Annotated in this window: 19 protein-coding genes; 14 read left to right on the top strand and 5 right to left on the bottom strand. The window is 36.9% G+C overall.

The features are described 5' to 3' along the window. Window positions 1–109: 109 nt before the first annotated feature. From RBH95_RS14845 to RBH95_RS14890, 10 genes are all read left to right on the top strand, one after another. On the top strand, window positions 110–2,635 hold the full coding sequence (locus RBH95_RS14845; protein ID WP_307900351.1) for a BamA/TamA family outer membrane protein: 2,526 nt from the start codon (window positions 110–112) through the stop codon (window positions 2,633–2,635). A 130-nt stretch (window positions 2,636–2,765) separates the two neighbouring features. After that, window positions 2,766–3,833 (top strand): class II fructose-bisphosphate aldolase, encoded by a 1,068-nt coding sequence (fbaA, locus tag RBH95_RS14850; protein WP_307900352.1) that lies wholly within the window; start codon window positions 2,766–2,768, stop codon window positions 3,831–3,833. A gap of 36 nt (window positions 3,834–3,869) precedes the next feature. Beyond that, entirely contained in the window at window positions 3,870–4,727 is an 858-nt protein-coding gene (gene accD, locus RBH95_RS14855; protein WP_076662240.1) for an acetyl-CoA carboxylase, carboxyltransferase subunit beta, read from the top strand. Between the two features lie 165 nt (window positions 4,728–4,892). Next, entirely contained in the window at window positions 4,893–7,409 is a 2,517-nt protein-coding gene (locus tag RBH95_RS14860) for a LamG-like jellyroll fold domain-containing protein (protein ID WP_307900353.1), read from the top strand. A gap of 160 nt (window positions 7,410–7,569) precedes the next feature. Next, a complete protein-coding gene (rpsO, locus tag RBH95_RS14865) occupies window positions 7,570–7,839 on the top strand; it encodes a 30S ribosomal protein S15 (RefSeq protein ID WP_053990235.1) in 270 nt (89 codons plus the stop codon). A gap of 156 nt (window positions 7,840–7,995) precedes the next feature. Further along, window positions 7,996–10,251 (top strand): polyribonucleotide nucleotidyltransferase, encoded by a 2,256-nt coding sequence (locus RBH95_RS14870; protein ID WP_307900354.1) that lies wholly within the window; start codon window positions 7,996–7,998, stop codon window positions 10,249–10,251. 192 nt (window positions 10,252–10,443) lie between these two features. After that, window positions 10,444–11,817: a glycosyltransferase family 2 protein gene (locus tag RBH95_RS14875; protein WP_307900355.1), complete on the top strand. Its 1,374-nt coding sequence runs from the start codon at window positions 10,444–10,446 to the stop codon at window positions 11,815–11,817. A gap of 319 nt (window positions 11,818–12,136) precedes the next feature. Then, window positions 12,137–12,943 carry a pyrroline-5-carboxylate reductase gene (proC, locus tag RBH95_RS14880; protein WP_307900356.1) on the top strand — a complete coding sequence of 269 codons (807 nt, stop codon included), beginning with the start codon at window positions 12,137–12,139 and terminating at the stop codon, window positions 12,941–12,943. 1 nt (window position 12,944) lies between these two features. Then, window positions 12,945–13,718, top strand: a complete 774-nt coding sequence (gene proB / locus RBH95_RS14885; protein ID WP_307900357.1) for a glutamate 5-kinase — start codon at window positions 12,945–12,947, stop codon at window positions 13,716–13,718. A gap of 11 nt (window positions 13,719–13,729) precedes the next feature. Beyond that, a complete protein-coding gene (locus RBH95_RS14890; protein WP_307900358.1) occupies window positions 13,730–14,929 on the top strand; it encodes a glutamate-5-semialdehyde dehydrogenase in 1,200 nt (399 codons plus the stop codon). Window positions 14,930–15,146: 217 nt separating this feature from the next. Here the strand turns inward: RBH95_RS14890 and RBH95_RS14895 are convergent, their stop codons facing one another. From RBH95_RS14895 to RBH95_RS14915, 5 genes are all read right to left on the bottom strand, one after another. Further along, window positions 15,147–15,950, bottom strand: a complete 804-nt coding sequence (locus RBH95_RS14895) for an SDR family oxidoreductase (protein ID WP_307900359.1) — start codon at window positions 15,948–15,950, stop codon at window positions 15,147–15,149. A 4-nt stretch (window positions 15,951–15,954) separates the two neighbouring features. Continuing rightward, complete coding sequence (locus RBH95_RS14900; RefSeq protein ID WP_307900360.1) at window positions 15,955–16,935, bottom strand: NAD-dependent epimerase/dehydratase family protein; 981 nt, start codon at window positions 16,933–16,935, stop codon at window positions 15,955–15,957. After that, the gene (locus tag RBH95_RS14905) at window positions 16,932–17,294 is read right to left on the bottom strand and encodes a CPBP family intramembrane glutamic endopeptidase (RefSeq protein WP_307900361.1); all 363 of its coding nucleotides are present in this window, start codon (window positions 17,292–17,294) and stop codon (window positions 16,932–16,934) included. The genes RBH95_RS14900 and RBH95_RS14905 overlap by 4 nt, the downstream gene beginning before the upstream one ends. A gap of 305 nt (window positions 17,295–17,599) precedes the next feature. Beyond that, window positions 17,600–18,202, bottom strand: coding sequence for a DUF6134 family protein (locus tag RBH95_RS14910; protein WP_307900362.1), 603 nt, complete (start codon window positions 18,200–18,202; stop codon window positions 17,600–17,602). A gap of 215 nt (window positions 18,203–18,417) precedes the next feature. Further along, a complete protein-coding gene (locus tag RBH95_RS14915) occupies window positions 18,418–19,563 on the bottom strand; it encodes a helix-turn-helix domain-containing protein (protein ID WP_307900363.1) in 1,146 nt (381 codons plus the stop codon). A gap of 143 nt (window positions 19,564–19,706) precedes the next feature. On the opposite strand from RBH95_RS14915, the gene RBH95_RS14920 reads away from it, so the two are divergent. The 4 genes from RBH95_RS14920 (at window position 19,707) to RBH95_RS14935 (ending at window position 22,608) form a co-directional block, all read left to right on the top strand. Further along, the gene (locus tag RBH95_RS14920; protein ID WP_307900364.1) at window positions 19,707–20,081 is read left to right on the top strand and encodes a hypothetical protein; all 375 of its coding nucleotides are present in this window, start codon (window positions 19,707–19,709) and stop codon (window positions 20,079–20,081) included. A 79-nt stretch (window positions 20,082–20,160) separates the two neighbouring features. Beyond that, window positions 20,161–21,024, top strand: a complete 864-nt coding sequence (locus tag RBH95_RS14925) for an RNA polymerase sigma factor RpoD/SigA (RefSeq protein WP_053976055.1) — start codon at window positions 20,161–20,163, stop codon at window positions 21,022–21,024. A gap of 146 nt (window positions 21,025–21,170) precedes the next feature. Next, window positions 21,171–21,833, top strand: coding sequence for a ribulose-phosphate 3-epimerase (rpe, locus tag RBH95_RS14930; RefSeq protein ID WP_307900365.1), 663 nt, complete (start codon window positions 21,171–21,173; stop codon window positions 21,831–21,833). A 193-nt stretch (window positions 21,834–22,026) separates the two neighbouring features. After that, window positions 22,027–22,608, top strand: coding sequence for a hypothetical protein (locus RBH95_RS14935; RefSeq protein ID WP_307900366.1), 582 nt, complete (start codon window positions 22,027–22,029; stop codon window positions 22,606–22,608). Window positions 22,609–22,797 lie beyond the last annotated feature (189 nt).

The raw sequence follows: 22,797 nt of genomic DNA on the forward strand, positions 1-22,797 counted from the left end.
TTTACTTTTGTTATCGTTGTAACTACCGTACAAAGTAATGCTTTTTTGGAGTAATTTTTGATATGCTATAGCAACAATGCCATAAATTTGACCTTATAACGATTTCTGTTTGAAGCAAACTTTTAAATATATATTGGTTTTCCTTTCCTTCGCTTACCTACTAGCATCCTGTAATGTGATGAAGCGTGTTGGTGAAGATCAATTTCTGCTTTCAGGAAATACTACTATGGTCAACGGAAAAAAGGTAAACACCGAGGCCATCAACAATTCCTATTATCAAAAACCAAACGGAAAACTTTTAGGCTACCCTTTGCGCTTACACATTTACAATTTGGCAAGACCCAATTTGGATTCTATCCTTAAAGACAAAATTTACAACAACCCTAAAAAATTAGCTTGGAAAACGCAATTGCTTTCCAGAAAGCAGTTGGATAAAGATATACAATCTCGATTAGCATTTAACAATTGGCTGAAGAAAACAGGAGAAGCTCCAGTAATTGTCGATTTACCCAAAACCGAAAAAACCACCACCAACCTCAGTCGCTATTTTATTAGTAACGGCTGGTTTGATGTACAAACCTCATATAGTATTGCCAAAACGGATAACAGACGGGCCAGCATTACTTATTTTGTTGAAACCGGCCAGCCTTATATTCTAGACAGCATTTCTGAGAAAATTGCCTCACCGGTAGTTGATTCCTTATACCAAAACTTAAAAAAGGAATCCTTGATAAAATCAGGCGACCAATACAAAGAAACCAATTTCACCAACGAGCGAGAACGCCTAACAACAGCCTTCAGAAATTCGGGGCTCTTTCATTTTGGACAAGATTATATCTCCTATGATATTGATACCATAGGCTCCAGCAAAAAGGTATATACCGACCTTATCATCAAGAATAGAAGTATTCGATACGAAGATTCCATAGCCAGGGTTCCTTTTAAAATCTACAAAATTAAAGAGGTTAATATTTATACGGACTACACCTATGAAAACAAGGAATCCGCGACACTGGATTCGGTAGAATACAAAGGGTATAAATTGTTCAGTTACGATAAATTACGGTATCGCCCAAGAGCCCTTACCGATGCGATCTTTATCTCAAAAGGAGAACTTTTTAGGGATTTAGACCGAACAAGAACCTATCGCTACTTAACCGATTTACAAGTATTTCGATACCCCAATATTGAGTATATCGAGAATCCGAAAGACACAACCCTTACAGCTAACATCTATTTATCTCCCAAGAAGAAATATGACCTAGGGTATGACTTTAATATCAGTCAAAGTAACATACAAACCATTGGCCTTTCATTTACAGGAGGTTTGGTTATTAGAAATGTATTTCGAGGTGCCGAAAGGTTGGAAGTTTCGGCCTTAGGATCTATTGGCTCCTCCAAAGACGCCTCTGTTGCTCAAGATCAATTTTTTGACATTAATGAAGCCGGAGGAAATATCAAACTCACCATTCCTCGCATTTTCTTCCCAATCAGAACCAATAAAATCATTCCTAAATACATGTCGCCCAGCACTCGTATTTCAATTGGCGCCACCACACAAAGAAATATTGGATTGGACAAACAAACCTTAAATGGAACTTTAAATTATAAATGGAATCCTTCCAAAAGAACAACCAATAGCCTGGATTTTTTCAATCTTCAATTTGTAAAAAATCTTAACCCAAACAATTACTTTGGAGTTTACCAAAACTCTTACAACACCCTAAACGACATTGCCGGAAGCATTGATTACAATAACGGAAACGACTTGGATTATCCTGGCCAGACAGATCAATTTATAAATGACGTTTTAACGGGGAATACTTCCCTGACGCCTAGCGACGATGACTTCGAAACTGTTTCTGCCATAAATGAACGTAAAGACCGTTTGACCGAAAACAACCTTATTTTGGCATCCAATTTCAATTATGTATTGAACAAAAGAGAAAATATCTTTGATAATGATTTTTCTATTTTCCGTTTTAAATTTGAACTTGCGGGTCCCTTACTCAATACATTTTCAAGATGGAGCGGCTCTCAAAAAAATGCAAATGACCAATACGAAATATTTGGCGTAGCCTTTTCGCAATATGTAAAGGGCGAACTTGATTACGTAAAATATTGGGATATCGGTAAAAAAAATATAGTTGCTGTACGCAGCTATTTAGGTATGGCCATCCCCTATGGCAATTCCAATAGCATACCTTTCTCCAAAAGTTTCTTTGCCGGTGGACCTAACGACATTAGAGCATGGACCGCCTATAACCTTGGACCGGGTAGTTCGCAATCCATCAACGAATTCAACGAAGCCAATATGAAAATAACCCTAAGTCTTGAAGAACGCTTTAATATCTTGGGCAACCTCAACGGAGCAGTGTTTGTTGATGCCGGAAATATTTGGAATATTGCCGATAATGTTAATGATGACAAAGCAACTTTTAGTGATATTGATTCTCTAAAAGATATTGCTATTGGGTCTGGAATTGGTTTACGTTACGACTTCCGTTTTTTCGTGTTAAGAAGTGATATTGGTTTTAAAACCTATGACCCTTCATACGATTTGGGCGAACGTTGGTTTAAAGATTATAATTTCGCAAATGCCGTTTATAACATAGGAATTAACTACCCTTTCTAACCTCTTTTTTTCTATTTAGTGCGATAACGTTTTAGTGCAATTTTAATGCAACAATGCTCAATTTCAGTCCTAGATGTGCAAAAAATTGATTACTTTTGAACTTACTATTTCAACATAAAATACACTAAAAATGAGTCACAATATCAAAGCAGGAGTTGCTACAGGAAAAGAAGTTCAGGAAATTTTCAAACTTGCCAAAGAAAAAGGGTTTGCCCTTCCAGCAGTCAACGTTATTGGTTCTAACACCATCAATGGTGTGTTGGAAACAGCGGCAGCACTTAATGCCCCTGTCATTATCCAGTTTTCTAACGGAGGTGCACAATTTAATGCCGGTAAAGGATTGAGCAATGAGGGGCAAAAAGCAGCTATTGCCGGATCTATTGCAGGTGCTAAACACATCCATGAAATGGCCTTGGCCTATGGGGTACCAGTAATCCTTCATACAGACCACTGTGCAAAAAAATTATTGCCTTGGATTGACGGCTTGTTAGATGCTAGTGAAAAGCACTTTGCTGAAACAGGAAAACCTCTATACAGCTCTCATATGATCGATTTAAGTGAAGAGCCTCTAGAAGAAAACATTGAAATTTGTAAGACCTACCTTGAGCGCATGAGCAAGATGGGAATGACCTTGGAAATCGAGTTGGGTATTACAGGTGGTGAAGAAGATGGGGTTGACAACACCGATGTTGATGATTCAAAATTATACACACAACCAGAAGAGGTAGCTTATGCTTATGAAGAATTGAGCAAAGTAAGTGATCAATTTACTATTGCCGCTGCGTTTGGAAATGTACACGGGGTTTACAAACCAGGTAACGTAAAATTGACTCCAAAAATCCTTAAAAACTCTCAAGAGTATATTTCTGAAAAATATAATGTACCTCACAACCATATCGATTTTGTATTCCACGGCGGTTCAGGTTCTACTGTTGAAGAAATTAGAGAGGCTATTGGATACGGTGTTATCAAAATGAATATTGATACTGATATGCAATATGCATTCATGAGCGGAATTCGCGATTATATGGCGGATAACAAAGACTATTTACAAGCTCAAATTGGTAATCCAGAAGGTGACGACGTACCAAACAAAAAATACTACGACCCTAGAGTATGGTTGCGTTCAGGAGAAAATACGTTTGTAGAACGATTAAAAAAGGCATTTGAAGACCTTAATAATGTAAATACTTTATAAATTTGCACCCGAAATAATTAACTAAAATTAGTTTTAATGTCTTGGTTTAAAAGAAAAACAAAAGGGATTACTACCACTACCGAAGAAAAAAAGGACACCCCCAAAGGCCTTTGGTACAAATCCCCTACGGGTAAAATTGTAGACACAGAAGAGTTGGAAAAGAATTTTTATGTGAGTCCAGAAGACGATTATCACGTAAGAATTGGGAGCAAGGAGTATTTCGAAATTTTATTCGATGACAATAAGTTTGAAGAACTGGATGCAAACCTAACTTCTAAAGATCCTTTAAAATTTGAAGATACCAAAAAATACCCAGACCGTTTAAAGTCAGCTCAAGAGAAGACCAAATTAAAAGATGCTGTAAGAACAGCTGTTGGTAAATCGAAAGGGAAAGACTTGGTGGTTGCCTGTATGGATTTTGCGTTTATTGGAGGTTCTATGGGAAGCGTTGTTGGTGAAAAAATTGCCCGCGCTGCAGATTATTCCCTAAAAAACAATGTGCCATTAATGATCATTTCCAAATCTGGAGGTGCCCGTATGATGGAAGCCGCTTTGTCCTTAATGCAATTAGCTAAAACTTCTGTGAAGTTAGCACAATTGGCAGAGGCCAAAATCCCTTACATTTCTCTTTGTACCGATCCAACTACTGGAGGTACTACGGCGTCATTCGCCATGTTGGGAGACATCAACATTGCAGAGCCGGGAGCCTTGATAGGTTTTGCTGGTCCTAGGATTGTAAGAGACACCACAGGTCAGGAATTGCCTGAAGGATTCCAAACTTCAGAGTTCTTGTTGGAACACGGTTTCTTGGATTTTATTTCGCATAGAAAGAATCTTAAAAACAAAGTCAACCAATACATTGACTTAATCACAAATCAGCCCTTAAGGGCATAATAAAAAAAGCGACCTTTTCAGGTCGCTTTTTTTATTTCCATTTACTTCCAATCCCTTTTCCTAATTCATCCAATGTTAAAAAGATTTAACTGAACAGCTTACCAATATTTCTTGTAAAAAATATCCTAATTGGTAACTTGCCGTACAATTAACCAAATTTTTAGCATGAAATATACCTATTCCCTAAAAAGCCAACTACTTTTTAGTCTACTGTTTTTGACATTCTTTATGGGAATGTCCCAATCCAATCAATACCTTCACTTCGACGGTGTTGATGATTATGCTTCTTTACCTAATGGCGCACAGTTTATCAATGGCAGTAACACCATTACCATGGCAGGCTGGTTCTATACAGATGAACTAGGCTATGCCCAAGGCATGATGGGCATTAGAGGAGGTGGAACCGGTGATGGCGAAATGTATGTGAACCAAAAATCTAATGGAGGTCTTGAATGCCGATTGGTGACAACAGCAGGGTTTCATAATATAACGCTTCCTGACGGCACCATTGTAGCAGGGCAATGGCAACATGTCACATGGGTATATAACCAAACTTCCCTTGAACTATTTATTGACGGTGTTTCTATAGCTACAACCCCTGCATCTGGTGTATTTTCATCTACCGACAGACCCTTTACAATAGGAAAATCCATTCTAGCAAGTTACAACTTTGTATTTCCAGGAAGAGCCGATGAAGTATCCCTCTGGAACAAGGCCTTGACACAAGCCGAAATTCAGGACATGATTGCCAATGAATTGACTGGCGATGAAGCCAACCTTCAAGTTTATTACAAATTCAACCAAGGAACCCCAGGGGGAAACAACACTAGCATCACACAATTGATGGACATTAGCGGAGAGGAAAATAAAAATGCTACTTTAAACAATTTTGCCCTCGATGGAGACACCTCCAATTTCAATGGCGAATTAGAAGCTACTTTTCAGGCAATCAATTTCCCTCAAATTCCTTCAAAGTTAATTACAGACACTCCTTTTCAACTTCAAGCAACAGTTAATTCCAATCTTCCTATCACTTATGAAATCATTTCAGGTCCAGCCACAATTAATGGAGATATCCTTACTCTAGACGGTGTTGCCGGAGAGGTTACCGTTAAGGCGAGTCAACCAGGAAATGACATCTATGAGCCAGCAGAAGACATCGTGATTACCTTTGCTGTTTTAGATCCAGATGCTGTTTTAGCTGAAGCTGAAATATTACATCCCTTAGCTGGAAACGCGTACACTTCAAGCTTAATGCCCATTCAAATTGCCTTTAGAGCAGACATACCATATACTGAACTATTTTCAATTGCATCAATTACCGCAACCGTTGACGGTGAAGAAATATCCTTAACGAGTTACGGAAACGGTTATTATACAGGATGGTGGACACCTAGCTCTTTTGGAAACCATAATCTAGAAGTTACCTCTACCAACAATTTTGGAGCCGAAGGGAGCCATACAAGTACTTTCAACTTGACCTCAACAACATCTGCCCAAACAATTAATGCTACTGAAGATGTATGGGTTTATGGTGACGTCCCTTCTGTTACTGTAGAAACGGACCTCCCAAGTTTTGTTGGTGCTTTTAATGACATTTCGGGAACTCTTTTTATAGACTGCCCTGCAGGTGGCTGCGATCCTTGGGATAGAATCTCTTCTATTGAGGTATTAGGCAAAGATGGTCAATGGTATGAAATCATTCGTTATTTAACTCCTTACGGCGTAAGCTGTCAACACGAAATTGACCTTACCGATTTCATGTCCTTACTACGTGGAAAAACAAAATTCAGAGTGAATCTTGGAACCACAGGAAATGGTTTTCTTTACACACTACAATTGAGTTATACGCCAGGAACTCCAGAAAATGCATACAGTCAAGTTCAAAAACTATGGCATGGCACCTATCAATTTGGAGATATGGCCAACTTACAACCTACTGAAGATTTGACCAAAACTTTTCCCGAAAACACACAATCTGCCAAAATCAAGCTGGTATCTACTGGACATGGTTGGGGTGGCAGTAATACGGGAAATGCTGCAGAATTCAAACAAAATACCCATCATATTTGGGTAGACGACGAGCAAACTTTTACCCAACTCAATTGGATGGACTGCGATCCTAACCCTGACAATTGTAGCCCACAATACGGAACTTGGTACTACAATAGAGCTGGATGGTGCCCAGGAAGCATTGCTCAATTTTTTGAATACGACATGACCCCATATATCAACAATTCTTCAGTTGATCTTGATTATGTTTTCGACGAGAGTTATATAGACTATTGCCACCCTAGCAATCCAGATTGCATTAGCGGTGTTACAGGGTGCGAAGATTGTAATGACGGCTACAACCCACACCTAAAAGTAAATTCCTTCTTGATTTCTTTCGGGTCATCTCCTATGGACCTATCTTTAGGTATTGACGACCTTACTGTGACAAATAATATGCATATGTATCCTAATCCTTCGGCGGGGACTTTCTTTGTAGAGTTTAACAATGACCTTCAAGCTGACACTATTGAAGTTTCCGATATTACAGGAAGATCTATCCTTCAAACATCTCTTAGCAACGGTACAACCCTAAAGCAAATCAACCTTGATGGAAAAGCAGGCATTTATTTGGTGAGCCTAAAAAGGGGAGCCACAGTTTTAGGTACAAAACGTTTAGTTATAGAATAATCCAAAAAGACAATTAATGATAGACACCTTTCAAGCAGCACAAAAATTATTAAAAAATCATTTTTTGGATCATTATCTTATAAATGATTTAAAATTACTATATTTGCCGCTTGAAAGAAACCCTTTCATAGTACATAAAAATCATTAAAACAATATTGGAATGTATTTAAGTAAAGAAAAGAAAGAAGAAATCTTCGAAAAGTACGGAACTGGGAAAAATGACACAGGAAGTGCTGAGGGGCAAATTGCATTGTTCACTTACAGAATTAACCACCTAACAGAACACTTAAAAAAGAATCGTAAAGATTTTAACACTGAGCGTTCTTTGGTAAAACTAGTAGGTAAGCGTCGTTCTTTGCTGGATTATTTGACTAAGAAAGATATCTTAAGATACCGTGCTATCGTTAAAGAATTAGGATTAAGAAAATAATTGTAAAAAGAGGCTTTATGCCTCTTTTTTTTATTTATATATTAGCTCAAGCGAAAGAGTTTAAAATTCGCATAAGAAGCTCATAATAGTTTTTCATTGGTCATCACAACAACTACAACAACACAACGACCATTGTTTAATTAGAATAAAATATTTATGATTCCACAAGTTTTTAGAGAGGTCATCGACCTTGGAGATGGAAGAGAAATCTCTATCGAAACCGGAAAATTGGCAAAACAAGCCCATGGTTCGGTCGTTGTTCAATCAGGAAAATGCATGTTATTATGTACTGTTGTTTCCAATTACCAACAAAGTGATGTAGACTTTTTACCTTTAACGGTAGATTACCGCGAAAAATTCGCAGCCGCAGGACGTTACCCAGGTGGTTTTTTCAAAAGAGAAGCAAGACCAAGTGACGGTGAAGTTTTGACTATGCGTTTGGTGGACCGTGTATTGCGTCCACTATTCCCAAAAGATTACCACGCTGAAACTCAAGTAATGATTCAGTTAATGTCTCATGACGAAGAGGTAATGCCTGATGCTATGGCCGGATTGGCCGCTTCTGCTGCCATTCAATTGTCTGACATTCCTTTTGAAACTGCAATTTCAGAAGTACGCGTAGGACGTGTTGACGGACAATTGATCATCAACCCTAGCTTATCGCAATTGGAAGCTTCAGATATCGATATGGTGATTGGTGCTTCTGCGGATTCCGTAATGATGGTTGAAGGTGAAATGAGTGAAATTTCTGAAGAAGAAATGGTGGAGGCTATCGAGTTTGCACATGCTGCTATCAAAGTTCAGTGTGAGGCTCAATTAAAATTAGCTGAAGCTTTTGGTAAAAAAGAAACTCGTGAATATGATCCGGAAAGAGAAGATGAAGAGTTAGCTAAGAAAATTCACGACATGGCTTATGACAAGGTATATGCCGTAGCCAAAGCAGGTTCTTCAAAACACGAAAGAGGCGCTGCCTTTGCCGAAATCAAAGAAGAAATTTTAGCAACGTTCACAGAAGAAGAATTAGAAGATATAGGTGGATTGGTTTCCAAATATTATAGCAAAGCTGAAAAAGCTGCCGTTAGAGACTTGACTTTAAACGAAGGGTTACGTTTGGATGGCCGTAAAACTACAGACATTCGTCCAATTTGGTGTGAAGTAGATTATTTACCATCTACTCACGGATCCTCAATCTTTACTCGTGGGGAAACTCAAGCCTTGGCGACTGTAACCTTAGGAACTTCAAGAGAAGCGAACATGATTGACATGCCATCGTTTGAAGGTGAGGAGCGTTTCTATTTACACTACAACTTCCCTCCTTTCTCAACTGGGGAGGCTCGTCCAATTAGAGGAACATCTCGTCGTGAAGTAGGGCACGGAAACTTGGCTCAACGTGCACTTAAGCGTATGGTACCAGCAGACTGTCCTTATACGGTTCGTGTTGTTTCTGAAGTATTGGAAAGTAACGGATCGTCTTCTATGGCAACTGTATGTGCAGGAACTATGGCATTAATGGATGCCGGTGTGCAATTAATCAAACCTGTTTCTGGTATTGCAATGGGATTGATTTCTGATGCTGAATCTGGAAACTACGCTGTATTATCAGATATTTTAGGTGACGAAGATCACTTAGGAGATATGGACTTTAAGGTAACTGGTACTGAAGACGGTATCACTGCTTGCCAAATGGATATTAAAGTAAAAGGACTGTCTTATGAGATTTTGGTTAAAGCCTTAAAGCAAGCTCGCGAAGGACGTTTACATATCCTTGGAAAACTTACAGATACTATTGCTGCTCCAAATGCAGATGTGAAAGCTCACGCTCCAAAAATGGTAACAAGAGTGATTCCAAACGAATTTATTGGAGCCTTGATTGGACCTGGAGGAAAAGTGATTCAAGAACTTCAAAAAGAAACCAAGACAACAATCGTTATCAACGAAGATCCTGTGACAGAAGAAGGTATCGTAGAAATTCTTGGTACAGATCAAGAAGGTATCGACAAAGTATTAGCTAAAATCGACGCCTTGATGTTTAAACCTCAAGTAGGAAGTGTTTACGAAGTAAAAGTAATCAAGATGTTGGATTTTGGTGCCGTAGTAGAATATACCGAGGCCCCTGGAAACGAAGTCTTGTTACACGTAAGCGAATTGGCTTGGGAACGCACCGAAAATGTTAGCGACGTTGTTAAAATGGGAGACGTTTTTGATGTAAAATACTTCGGAATCGATCCTAGAACCAAAAAAGAAAAAGTATCTCGCAAAGCAATCTTACCAAAACCAGAAGGTTTTAAAGAAAGACCTCCAAGAGATAACAATAGAGACAATAAAGGATCTCGTGACAATCGTGGACGTGACAACCGCAACCGCGACAACCGTCGTGACGACAGAAGACCTAGAGAAGACAAGAAAGACTAACTAAGGTCTTTTCTTAAAACCTAAAAAACCTCAAACAATTAATTGTTTGAGGTTTTTTCTTTATTAACATTTGCTTTCTTACGCTTTTAAAACTTTTATCTTAAAATAAACTAAAAAAACATCTAAACCACCTCCATTGCCGTACATCTAATATCTAAAAACCTATGTATTAATTAAATGATAGAACGACAGATGGAGACAATCAAACTCACCCTTCACAAATTAAAGACCAACAACGAAAATTCAAATAATAGCCTAACCTTAATAAGTACCTTTATACTCATCCTTATCGGCCTGTACTTTTTCTCGGTATTCCATAGCGATTTTGAACAATTTAACGCAGCGGGTAGACGCAACATTGTAGGAGCTACATTTCTAACAATTGCCTCTGTACTATTTGCTTTTAAAATTTTTTATTTCCTTTTTATTGCCTACAAATATTTTAAATACAAACCTGTAGCTTCTGTAAGTGACAAAGAATTACCTTCCTGTACTGTAATAGTGCCTGCTTACAACGAAAGCAAACATGTATGGGACACTCTTATAAGTTTAGCCGACAGCGACTACCCAAAAGAAAAACTTCAAATTTTAGCTGTGGATGATGGAAGTTTGGATGACACTTGGGATTGGATGATTAAGGCAAAAAAGAGACTAGGAGATCGTTTAGATATCTATAAACAACCACAAAACCAAGGGAAACGTCATGCGCTGTATCGTGGTTTTAATATAGGCTCCGGAGACATTTTTGTAACCGTAGACAGTGATTCTGTAGTAGAACCTGATACCCTTAGAAATTTGGTAAGCCCCTTTGTAAATAACGAAGATTGTGGAGCGGTGGCAGGAAACATCCGTGTGCTGAACAATAAAAAGGAAATGCTTCCAAAAATGTTGGACGTTAGTTTTGTAATGAGTTTTGAATTTGTTCGCTCAGCCGAAAGTACCTTAAACTCGGTTTTATGTACACCTGGAGCATTAGCCGCCTACAGAAAAACAGCCGTTCACCAATGTTTACCTGAATGGATCAATCAAACCTTTATGGGACAACCTTCTGATATAGGTGAAGACCGCGCCATGACCAACATGATTTTAAAACAAGGTAAACATGTATTGTTCCAAAGAAATGCCGTAGCCTATACTAACGTGCCTGAGCAATATAGAGGCCTTTATAAAATGTTCATACGTTGGGGACGTAGCAACGTTCGAGAAAACATTGCAATGGCTAAGTATGTATTCACCAACTTTAAGGAAGGCAATAAATTTGGAAGCCGTTTATTATTTCTAAGTCAATCAACTAGAATCTTAATGAGCGTCCCTTTTATGCTATTCATGTTGTTATTTGTACTAACGCATCCCTTGTTATTTTTAGGATCCACACTATTAAGCATTTTGATAACTTCAACATTTTCAGTAATCTTTTACTCGTCAAAATATGAAATCAAAGAAGCTGTTTGGGCCTATACCTATAGCATCTTTTACACCTTTGGGTTATTTTGGATTACCCCCTATGCATTGGCAACTGCAAGTAGAAGAGGGTGGTTAACAAGAGGTTTAGAAGAGAAACGCTAAAACCATAAAGTACTGATAAACGAACATTTACCAAATCATCAAAAACACATACAGCCTCGTATTTTCTACGAGGCTTTTCTTTTTTCCCATCCTTTGTAACTGCCAAAATCGGTCATAATGTCATAAAAATGCAATTCTTACAGTCTTAGCAAATTATAAAATCCACAACAATTCATTTAAATACCTAACAATCCTTCAAGTATATACCCCATAGTTGTCAAATTCATGATTTTTTAAATCCCTTTATTTTTTTGGCACTTCCGCACGGTCCTTGTGGCTATTTAGCCAAACAATATTGATAATCAATACAAAAAATCAAATGAAAGTATTAGTAATTGGAGCAGGAAACATGGGTTTAACCTATTCTGAAGGAATGGCAACTTCGCCATTATTGGGAAAACACAAGCTTAACATCTATGACACTGACCCAAAAAAAATTACAACATTACAGAAAGATCCAAAATTTAAGGTGTATGACAATCTGGAAGATTGTTTACCCCATGCAGACCTGGTTTTTATAGCCGTAAAGCCATATCACAGTGAAGCGCTTTTTGAGCAAATGAAACCTATGATCAATGACAGCCAAATATTTGTATCCCTAATGGCTGGGGTTACCATTGACTTCATCAAAGAACATCTTGGGATATCAAAAGTGGTGAGAACTATGCCCAATCTTCCTGCAAAAGTTGGGAAAGGGGTTACCTCCTATACGGAGTCGGAACCAGTATCAAAAGTAGAATTGATACTTGTAAGAAACCTATTAGACACCACTGGAACCTCCATTCATGTAGATTCCGAAAAATATATAGATGCTTCCACAGGTATTTCGGGCAGTGGTCCGGCTTACGTATTTTACTTTATGCAGTCCATGCTTGAAGCCGCTCAAAAAATGGGCTTTTCAGACTACGACTCGAAAGTACTGGTAAGCAACACCTTTGAAGGCGCCATTGAACTTTTCAATCAGTCCAATCTTTCTCCTGAAGGGTGGATAGACCGAGTAGCTTCTAAGGGAGGTACTACTCAAGCAGCTATTGACTCTATGGAGGACAACAATGTAAAACAGTTAATACAAGATGCGGCATATGCTGCCTTTAACCGTGCAATAGAATTAGGAAAAGATCACTAAAATGGACGATATAAAACGAATAGTTGTAAAAGTAGGAACCAATGTTCTTACCAACAAAGACAATAGAATTTTAGGACCAATTTTAAGAGAATTGGTAAGACAAATTTCTGTATTATACGAACGTGATATCATGGTAGTTTTGGTATCCTCCGGTTCTGCTATTGCAGGAAAAGAGGTATTGGGAGACACTAAAATCACAGACCCTTCCATAAGACGACAGGTGTATTCCTCGGTAGGCCAACCTAGAATGATGCGCCACTATTATAGTTTATTTAATGATTATGGTATGCGGTGCGCCCAGGTTTTGGCCACTAAACGAGATTTTGACCCTGGAAAACACAGAGAAAACATGATTAACTGTTATGAGGGACTGCTCTCTGAGGGGGTTATTCCAATTGCCAATGAAGATGACGCTGTATCCTTAACAATGTCCATGTTTTCAGATAATGATGAGTTGGCAAGTTTGGTTGCTGAACTTTTGGATGCTGACAGATTGATTATTCTATCTGATACGGACGGGCTCTACACTGGCCATCCAGACGATGAAAATTCAAAAAAACTGAAGGAGGTTACCGTAGACCAAGATGTCGAAAAATATGTAAAAGCCTCTAATAAAAAAGAAGGAGAAGGTCGTGGAGGTATGGCCTCCAAACTAAGAATTGCCAAAGGCACTGCCAAGAAAGATATTCCCACATACATTGCCAATGGTAAACGTGAAAATGTTATTGTAGACATTATTGATGACAAAGAAGTGGGAACTAAATTTATACATTAAAAACAAAAAACATGAAACTTTTAAGTTCTGAAATAAAAAATAAGGTTCTCGATTCCATGATTTCAATTATCAATAAGAAACGAGAACAGATTTTGGAAGCGAACCAAAAAGACCTTGACGCTTTCAACAAAGATGACCAAGCACTTTATGACCGTCTAGTGGTTGACAACCATAAAATAGACGGCATGATACAGGCTATAAAAGAAGTAAGAAACCAAGAAGATCCCGTTGGAAAAACCATCTCTGACCTTACTTTGGATAGCGGTCTAAAAATAACCAACAAAACAGCTCCCTTTGGAACTATTTTAATCATTTATGAATCAAGACCAGATGTGACTATTGAAGCTGCTGTTTTAGCCTTTAAAGCCAACAACAAAATTCTACTTAAAGGAGGTAAGGAAGCCTTAAATAGTAATATTGCGCTAGAACAATGTTGGCATGAAGCCTTGGAGGAACATGGTTTAAGCAAAGACTGGATTAGGTTACTGCACTTACAACGAGAAGAAACCAGAGAATTCCTGAAAAATCCAACAGAGAAATTAGACTTGATTGTTCCCCGGGGAGGTGAACGCCTTATTAAGTTTGTAAAGGATAATGCTACCTGTGCTGTCTTGGTAAGCGGCCGCGGAAACAACTTTTTGTATGTTGCGAAAGATGCCGATTGGGACAAAACCGTCAAGGTAATAGTTAATGCCAAAACCGATAAAATTTCAGGTTGTAATGCCTTGGATAAAGTGCTTATCGACAAACACATTCCTGACTATGAAAATAAATTGACAGAATTACAAAAAGTACTGTCTAATTTGAATGTAGACATCGTTGTTGACAAAAACATTGCAAAAGTAATTGACAGTGCCCCTACAGTGCCGAATGAAGAAACTTGGTATGAGGAGTTCTTGGCTTTAAAGATTCTATTGGCAGAAGTTGACAATGAGGAGGAAGCTATTGCAATGATCAACAAATACTCCGGAGGGCATTCCGCAGCAATCTTGACTGAAAACAATTCAAATGCCGCCAAGTTCATGGAACAAGTGGACAGTGCTGCCGTATATCACAATGCATCCACCCGATTTACGGACGGCGGGCAAATGGGTGTTGGGGCCGAATTGGCCATTAGTACAGACAAACTGCATCACCGAGGCCCATTAGGTCTGAAACAGTTGGTCACCAATAAATACTATGTCTTTGGAGATGGTCATATTAGAAAGTAATTTGGCTCACACCTATCAATAATCTTAAGCCTCAATTTTTCATTGGGGCTTTTTTACTGCCCAACCGTTGGTATTTTAAACGATCTTCTCATTCCGAACTACATATCATTTTGAATATTCCATTTTATTTATTGGATATAAGGCTACGACAGTTTTGTTTACTTTCTTCCTAAAAATTCAAACCATAAAATTGAAATTATACCTTTTCTAAAAAGAGTTAAGCAAAAATATTGGGGGTGGCCATCAAGTTTTCCATTGCCCTATTTATAAGTTTATTTTTAAACCATAAGGGCAAGATGCTATCCAAGAACCTCAAAGCTTTATTCAATTTCCCTGGTACAATTATAGTATGTCTCTTAAAAAATCTATCTAAAGTTATGCCGGCCGCGACCTCTGGGTTTAGAATAGTACTTCTTGAAATCCATCCTAGTTTTAAATTCTGAACACATAATCTTGTTGTTGTGTTAAGCCCTCCTGGACAGACTACAGATACCAAAATATTATAGGGTTTCAATTCTTTTGAAAGACTTCTTGAAAATGACATCAAATAAGATTTTGTTCCACCGTACACTTGCTTCTTAGGTAAGCAAAAAAAGCTAGCCATGCTGCAAACATTCAAAATTGATGCATTGGGAGTCATTTTCAAGTCCTCCAAGAACAGCCTACACAACAACGTTGGTGCGGTAACATTTACGTTTATTTGATTCACAAGATAATTATGATTTAAAGTCTCAAATAATCCCTCACTCAAAACGCCAGCATTATTGATTAAACAATCGACCAAGACACCCTTCTTTTTAACTGATTCATACAATGCTTCACAATTACCCGTCAAACTTAAATCATATTCCAATCCTTCCACTTGCACTCCGTAATGAAGCCGTATGAACTGCGCTAATTCCATCACACCGGAAGATGGCAAAGCGACTAGAACCAAATTCCTCTTTCTTTCTGCGAGCTCCAAGGCTAGAGCTTTTCCAAATCCGCTGCTTGCGCCTGTAATTAAAGTATGTGAGTCCATAGTTTCATTTATTAAATTGCCTCAATGTTAATTGTAACCCTCTATTAAAAGGCGTTATACGGTAATGAAGTCTTGAAATTGCCTTTTGAGAACTTGAAATTCTATTTACAAATAACGAATCCAAAACAGTAGTCGTAACTCCTGAGGCTCCTCCTACTATTCTTTTAATAATGTTGACCGCGCTTAGTCCTGTTCTTATAAGTCGATAATTTATTTTTATCAGTTTTACCTTAGAATTGGTCGCTTTAATAATATTGACAAACAAATTTTCATAACTCAAATTTTCACCCCCTACGATATATTTCTCACCAGATTCCCCATATCTCAATGCAAGCATATGTGCCTTTACAACATCGGAAATAAAGACATAATTGGAAACCACATCAAGTTTTGATGGCACCACCAGTATATCACTTTTCATAATTTTTTTGATGAACCTATTTACTCCTCCTGAAAAAGTCTCTACTCCTGGGCCAAACACTTTAGTCACATTAAGTATTGAACAGTGCAGTCCTTTTTTAACAAATTCAAAAACGACTTCTTCAGACATGCTTTTGGTCAACTCATAATGGTTAGAGTATGAAGCCAACCTTGGTTGATTTTCTGTTATTGCAATATCCTTTAGTGAAGGCCCAAAAACAGCAAGGGTGCTCGTACACACCACTCTTTTCACCCTGTTTTTATAAGATGCTTTCAGTACATTATGAGTACCTATCACATTAATTTGATAAAATTCCTCAATATTTGAATCTCTTAAATTAGTGTAAGCTGCCGCATGAAACACATATTTACATCCTCTAACTGCTGTTTCAATTGCATCATAATCTCTGATATCACCGAGTAACAAGCTAATATTTTTATGCTTTGGGATTTTGGATGATTTTAAATCCCGCACCAGAGCATGCACTTTAATATCATTCTGAGCCAATGCCAGCGCTAACTCATGACCTACATAACCCGTCGCTCCTGTTAAAAATACCTTCATGACTTCTGTGTTTTAAAATTGATAATATTGAACAAAGAAATTTCGTAGGTTAAACACAGGGCCAAATGAATAATAAATGCGGGCCAAATACTGTTTGTATAATAAGTGAACAGGCACAAAACTATCCCAAATGGAATGGCTCCAAAGATTTCCTTCTGACTATCAAAAGCATGTATGAGTACATACAGAGATGTATTAATAATAATGGATAGTGTAAGGTTATAGGTTTCTAAAGACTCATAAAACAAAATTCCCCTGAAAAAGAACTCATACGCCAACAAAAAAGCACCTCTAAACATAAAATAGAAAATAGCCTCTAAATAGCTGTATTCTTTGGGTACCGCGAACTGACCCTTCATCCGTGATACTGAAAGGCCAGACAAATAAGCACTAAGCACTACCACCAATATCATAGGTAGCAAGACTTGAAACCTTGGAACTTGGATAACATGAATTAATACTCTGAAATCGGGATAAAGAATGTAATATATAGCACCAAATAGTATTATCCCCAATACATGTTTAGCATTCAACAAACACAAACCATTGCATTTCATTAGCCCGTTTTGAATATTACCTACTTTAAATTTCTTATAGACAAAACCTAGGATAAAATAGATTATAAAACTCAAAAACATCAGAATCCATATGTTAAGGCTAGCCTTCATGACTTTGCTGGTATAATAGTAACACTAAACATTGGGCCTACTGCTTCTACCATAGAGCAAGCTCCATTATCGTAATGAAAAGTATTGTACTTTGTGGCTGAAAATCGGACTTTATATACCCCTTTAGAAACAGCTTCAACAGGTACCATTTCATTTTGATTATCGCAGTAAACCTCATTGGCTCCCTTTGGCTCCTTAAAATATAGTCCAACCAAATTCTCTTTAATATCATCCAATGATGACCGGATATTTTCTCGGTTTTCAATTGCTAAATATGAGTCATTTCCAAAGGTAATTTCCTTATCAACCTGAACCTTGTTGTTCAAACTTCTATAAATGGACGAATAAACTAGTACACCATTCCTAAATACTGCTTTTTCCCTACCCACAATTTCAACCCCCATAAAGAATTTTGCTTGTAGTTTACTGTCAAGGTTATAAACAACCGTTGTCCCGTTATTTTGCTTGGTAATGCTAATTTCTCCAATAAGCCTATTGTTTTTAAAAACATTGAACTCTAAGGTTTGTTTGTGATTTGAGTCATCAGATTCAGGAGACATAACCATAGCCACAAAAAACAACATTGAAAATACTGCCATTGCCACCTTGGGTACAGACTTTAAAAAATTCTGAATTATGCCAATTATTATCATTTTAATCTTTAGTTTTCTTATGATGAACAAAATTGTTAGCGGTATCATGACATATGCTTTTGATTGTTGATATTTCAAATGTATATCACAATAATTTTATACGTATCCAAGATACTCTAACTTGTAAAAAATTGGATGTCCAACGATAATTTCGGACAATGTCAAGTGAATTTTTCGCGGTATTGCGTTGGAGTTAGTGAAGTAAACTTTTTAAAAGCCGAGTAAAAAGTTGATCTAGAATTAAAGCCACATTCAAGCCCTATGGCGACGATAGTATACTGGTTAAAACTTTCATCTGCTAATAATTTCTTGGATTGCTCTATCCTTAAAGTATTAATATAATCAGGAAAACTATACCCGCTAAAGGTGTTTATCAATTTCGAAAAATGGCTAGTACTAATGTTCATCTCTTGAGCTAAAATATTCATATTTAACTGAGGATCTAGATACCGCTGGTTATCCACAATATATTCGTTGATGGTTTGAAATTCGGCCAAATACTTTTCCATCAATTCCGGATTGGGCTCCAACAAGCTGTAGAGTTGCAACTCATCATTTCTTTTGGCAATAGAACGCCTTAAAAAAATTCGATCCTGCACTACATTGTACCTGTAAAAACCTTGATACCCTATCCAATATAAAAGTATCGAAGTACCTAACCTTAACGGATAGTAGGCCTCTTCATTACCATTAATTTTGTAAACCAGCACATAAATTCCAATAGAAATAATCCAAAGCACCATGATGAATACACCAAGTTTTAAAAAAATTTTAACCCAAGCTATATCATCATAAGTTAGGAAATCTTTATACTTATCTTGTTTACTAAAAACTAATGTCCATGATTTATAGAAAATAAAAGAAGTGAAAAGTAGATTTAAAATTTCTTCACAAGAGGTATACACTAAAATAAGATGATTGTCCCTTCCTTCAACATGATAATAGACATAGCTAATCAAGCAAAGCCGTACTATAACCTCAACAGAAAATAGAATAACCGTAAATTTAATATAGCTTCTAAACTGATTTCTTACTTGTAAAAAATGTAATAAAAAAGCATAAAATACGGGTAAAATAAACACATACCACGGCACCAACAGTTCTTTGATAAGAAAATTATTTGAAGAAAATCCATTTTCTCCAAGCCACGCCTGAAGGTTATTTAAGGAAATAAAAAAAACGGTTAAATTGAGGTACACAACAACCTTATTGAATTTTTTCTTAAAAAAAAGCGTGACTAGATTGAAAACAAACCCCTGAATAACACCAGCGATTAACAAAAAATTGATGACAGCTATTAGATCCATTTCAAATTACATGGTATTGAAACATTGACAATAGCCATTATTAAGTTCGTAAAGAGAGTAATTAAGATATCAATTTTTTAACAAAAAAAGTTAAACATTCTCAAATATTTGTCATTTTCACTTTTTTTACTATATTGTTAGTTATGATTTACACAGACAAAGATAAATATTCAGAATTTCTAAATGACTCGGTAGATTACCTAAAACAGCATGGTTTCGAGAACATTAAAGCCGACCTTGTGGGATATGAATCCCCTAAATCTTACTCTAAAGTAGGAAGTGATATTGTAATTACCCCAGACATTGTTGCCGAAAAAGAAGGCAGAAAACATATTTTTGATATTGGTCTTAAATCTTCAAAACCCAACCTATTAAAATCGAAGTGGTTATTTTTAAACACACTGAGCAACCTTAAATCTCACAGATTCAGACTTATTACCACCAGAGGCCATTATAAATTTACCAACGAAATGCTAGATGCCATTAATCTTAATGACAAAAAGCTGATAAAAATTTAATTCCTTGTAACATTTTATCGGGAACTTACGTATAACCACTTAGCAACTTTAAATTCACGCTTTAATTAGAGGATCTTAAATGAGACAACTTAAAATTACCAAGCAGGTTACCAATAGAGAAACTGCTTCATTAGACAAGTATTTGCAGGAGATAGGAAAGGTAGATTTGATTACCGCCGATGAAGAAGTAGAATTGGCTCAACGCATCAAAGCAGGTGACCAAGTAGCTTTGGAAAAATTAACAAAAGCCAATTTGCGTTTTGTGGTTTCTGTGGCAAAGCAATATCAAAACCAGGGGTTAACCCTACCCGATTTGATCAACGAAGGTAATTTAGGATTAATAAAAGCAGCCCAAAGATTTGACGAAACAAGAGGTTTCAAATTTATCTCTTATGCTGTGTGGTGGATTCGTCAATCCATTCTTCAAGCTTTGGCTGAGCAATCTAGAATTGTTCGTTTACCATTGAATAAAATTGGTTCTATCAATAAAATCAACAAAACTTTTGCTTTTTTGGAGCAAAGTCATGAACGCCCTCCAAGTGCAGAAGAAATAGCCAAGGAATTGGACATGACCATTAATGACGTTAAAGAATCCATGAAAAATTCTGGCCGTCATGTAAGTATGGACGCGCCATTGGTTGAGGGAGAAGACTCTAATTTGTATGACGTATTGCGAAGTGGAGAATCTCCAAACCCAGATAAAGATTTATTGCACGAATCTTTACGTACTGAAATTGAGCGTGCTTTGGAAACGCTTACACCCCGTGAAGCAGATGTCATCCGTTTATATTTTGGTTTGGGAGATCAACACCCAATGACACTTGAAGAAATAGGCGAAACTTTCGATTTAACTAGAGAAAGAGTCCGTCAAATTAAAGAAAAAGCCATTCGTAGGTTGAAACATACTTCACGAAGCAAAATATTGAAAACATATTTAGGTTAGTAATTAATGATAATTACGACTAAATTACGGTAACTAACAGTTACACATAACTGTTCGTTTTTTGATTGATGAAAGAACCCCCGGCTGATTACCGGGGGTTTATTTTTTTGACTACTTTTGCAAAAACTTTTATACACGTTAAAATCATGAGTTCTAAATTAATAGCACCGTCCGTTTTGGCTGCCGATTTTGCCAATCTGCAAAGAGATATCGAAATGGTAAATAGTAGTGATGCCGATTGGTTTCATATTGATATTATGGATGGTGTATTTGTTCCAAACATTTCCTACGGAATGCCGGTTTTGGAAGCCATTACCAAACACGCTAAGAAAACCATAGATGTCCACTTAATGATTATCGACCCAGATAGATACATCAAAACTTTCGCTGAACTAGGGGCTAATAACCTTACCGTGCACTATGAAGCTTGTACACATTTACACAGAACGCTTCAAGCCATTAAAACCGAAGGAATGAAAGCAGGTGTAGCATTGAACCCTCATACAAACGTTAATGTTTTAGAAGATACAATCAATGATATCGATTTAGTATGCATCATGAGTGTGAACCCTGGTTTTGGGGGTCAGAGCTTTATAGAAAACACTTATACAAAAGTTAAGCAGTTAAAAGACTTAATTATTCGCAAAGGTGCAGATACAAAAATTGAAATTGACGGAGGTGTCACAAGCAAAAACGCTAAAGCATTAGTTGACGCAGGAGCTGATGTATTGGTTGCCGGCAGTTTTGTTTTTAAAAGTACGACTCCCTTAGCCACAATTAAAGATCTTAAAGACTTAGCAAACGGTTAATTACATTTAAAATAATTGAGAATTTAAAAATTAAAAAGCTAATTTCATGAGACTTATTCAATTCTTCATTCTTACAGAAGTTGATTTGGGTATTTTTACAAAGTGAAGCTATTTGTTGCTATTTTTAAAAATAAATACCTAACTTTATTCCTGCTTTTTACAGATTTTTAATACACTAGCAAACCAGACCAGAATGAAACAGTTTACCGTTATTTTATTTCTATTCATCGGAATTTTCTCTGCAAAATCCCAAATAATGAGGGGTACATCTTACGACCATTGGGCTGTAAGTTTGGGAATCAACTTTGTTGACAACGATGGACGACGCTTTAAAAGTCCTTTTAAAACAAAAGACTGGAATACAGACTTACCCATCATGTTTGGTGTTGAGCGCAAATGGAGTGAATTGTTTGGCACAGAATTAGCTATTTCCTTAAATAAAATTAGCGCCAGCAATCAGCAAGATTATCTTACAATAGACCAAGACTATGTTTATTTTGCCCTAGATATTAACGGAAAATTTTTCTTTGATCATTTAATCTATGAATCCCCTTTTAATAATTGGTTTGAATCCTATGTCATTTTAGGAGTTGGCGCTCCTTTTTTCGAAAATGATAGTAATGTCACCTTAAACACTGGTTTAGGTTTCAATTTTTGGTTTGATAAACAATTTGGAGTTCGTATTCAAACGGTTGGAAAATTTGCTGCCGATACACAGCCTATTAATAGTAATCATATTCAACACTCCCTTACATTCCTATACCTTTGGTATTAGTAAGCTCTCATAAACAAAGTAAATAAAAATGCCTTCATTAAAATGAAGGCATTTTTATTTAACTCTCTAGGTAAATTCATTAAGTAGTTCTCAAACATATCCAAGTAATCAATTGAAATTCAAATAAAATGATACAATAGGCAATCGCTAAGGCAGCCTTTAAATATTATTTACGAATCCTAATTTATT

The sequence above is a fragment of the Mangrovimonas sp. YM274 genome (genome assembly GCF_030908385.1).
In the GTDB taxonomy this organism is placed as follows: domain Bacteria; phylum Bacteroidota; class Bacteroidia; order Flavobacteriales; family Flavobacteriaceae; genus Mangrovimonas_A.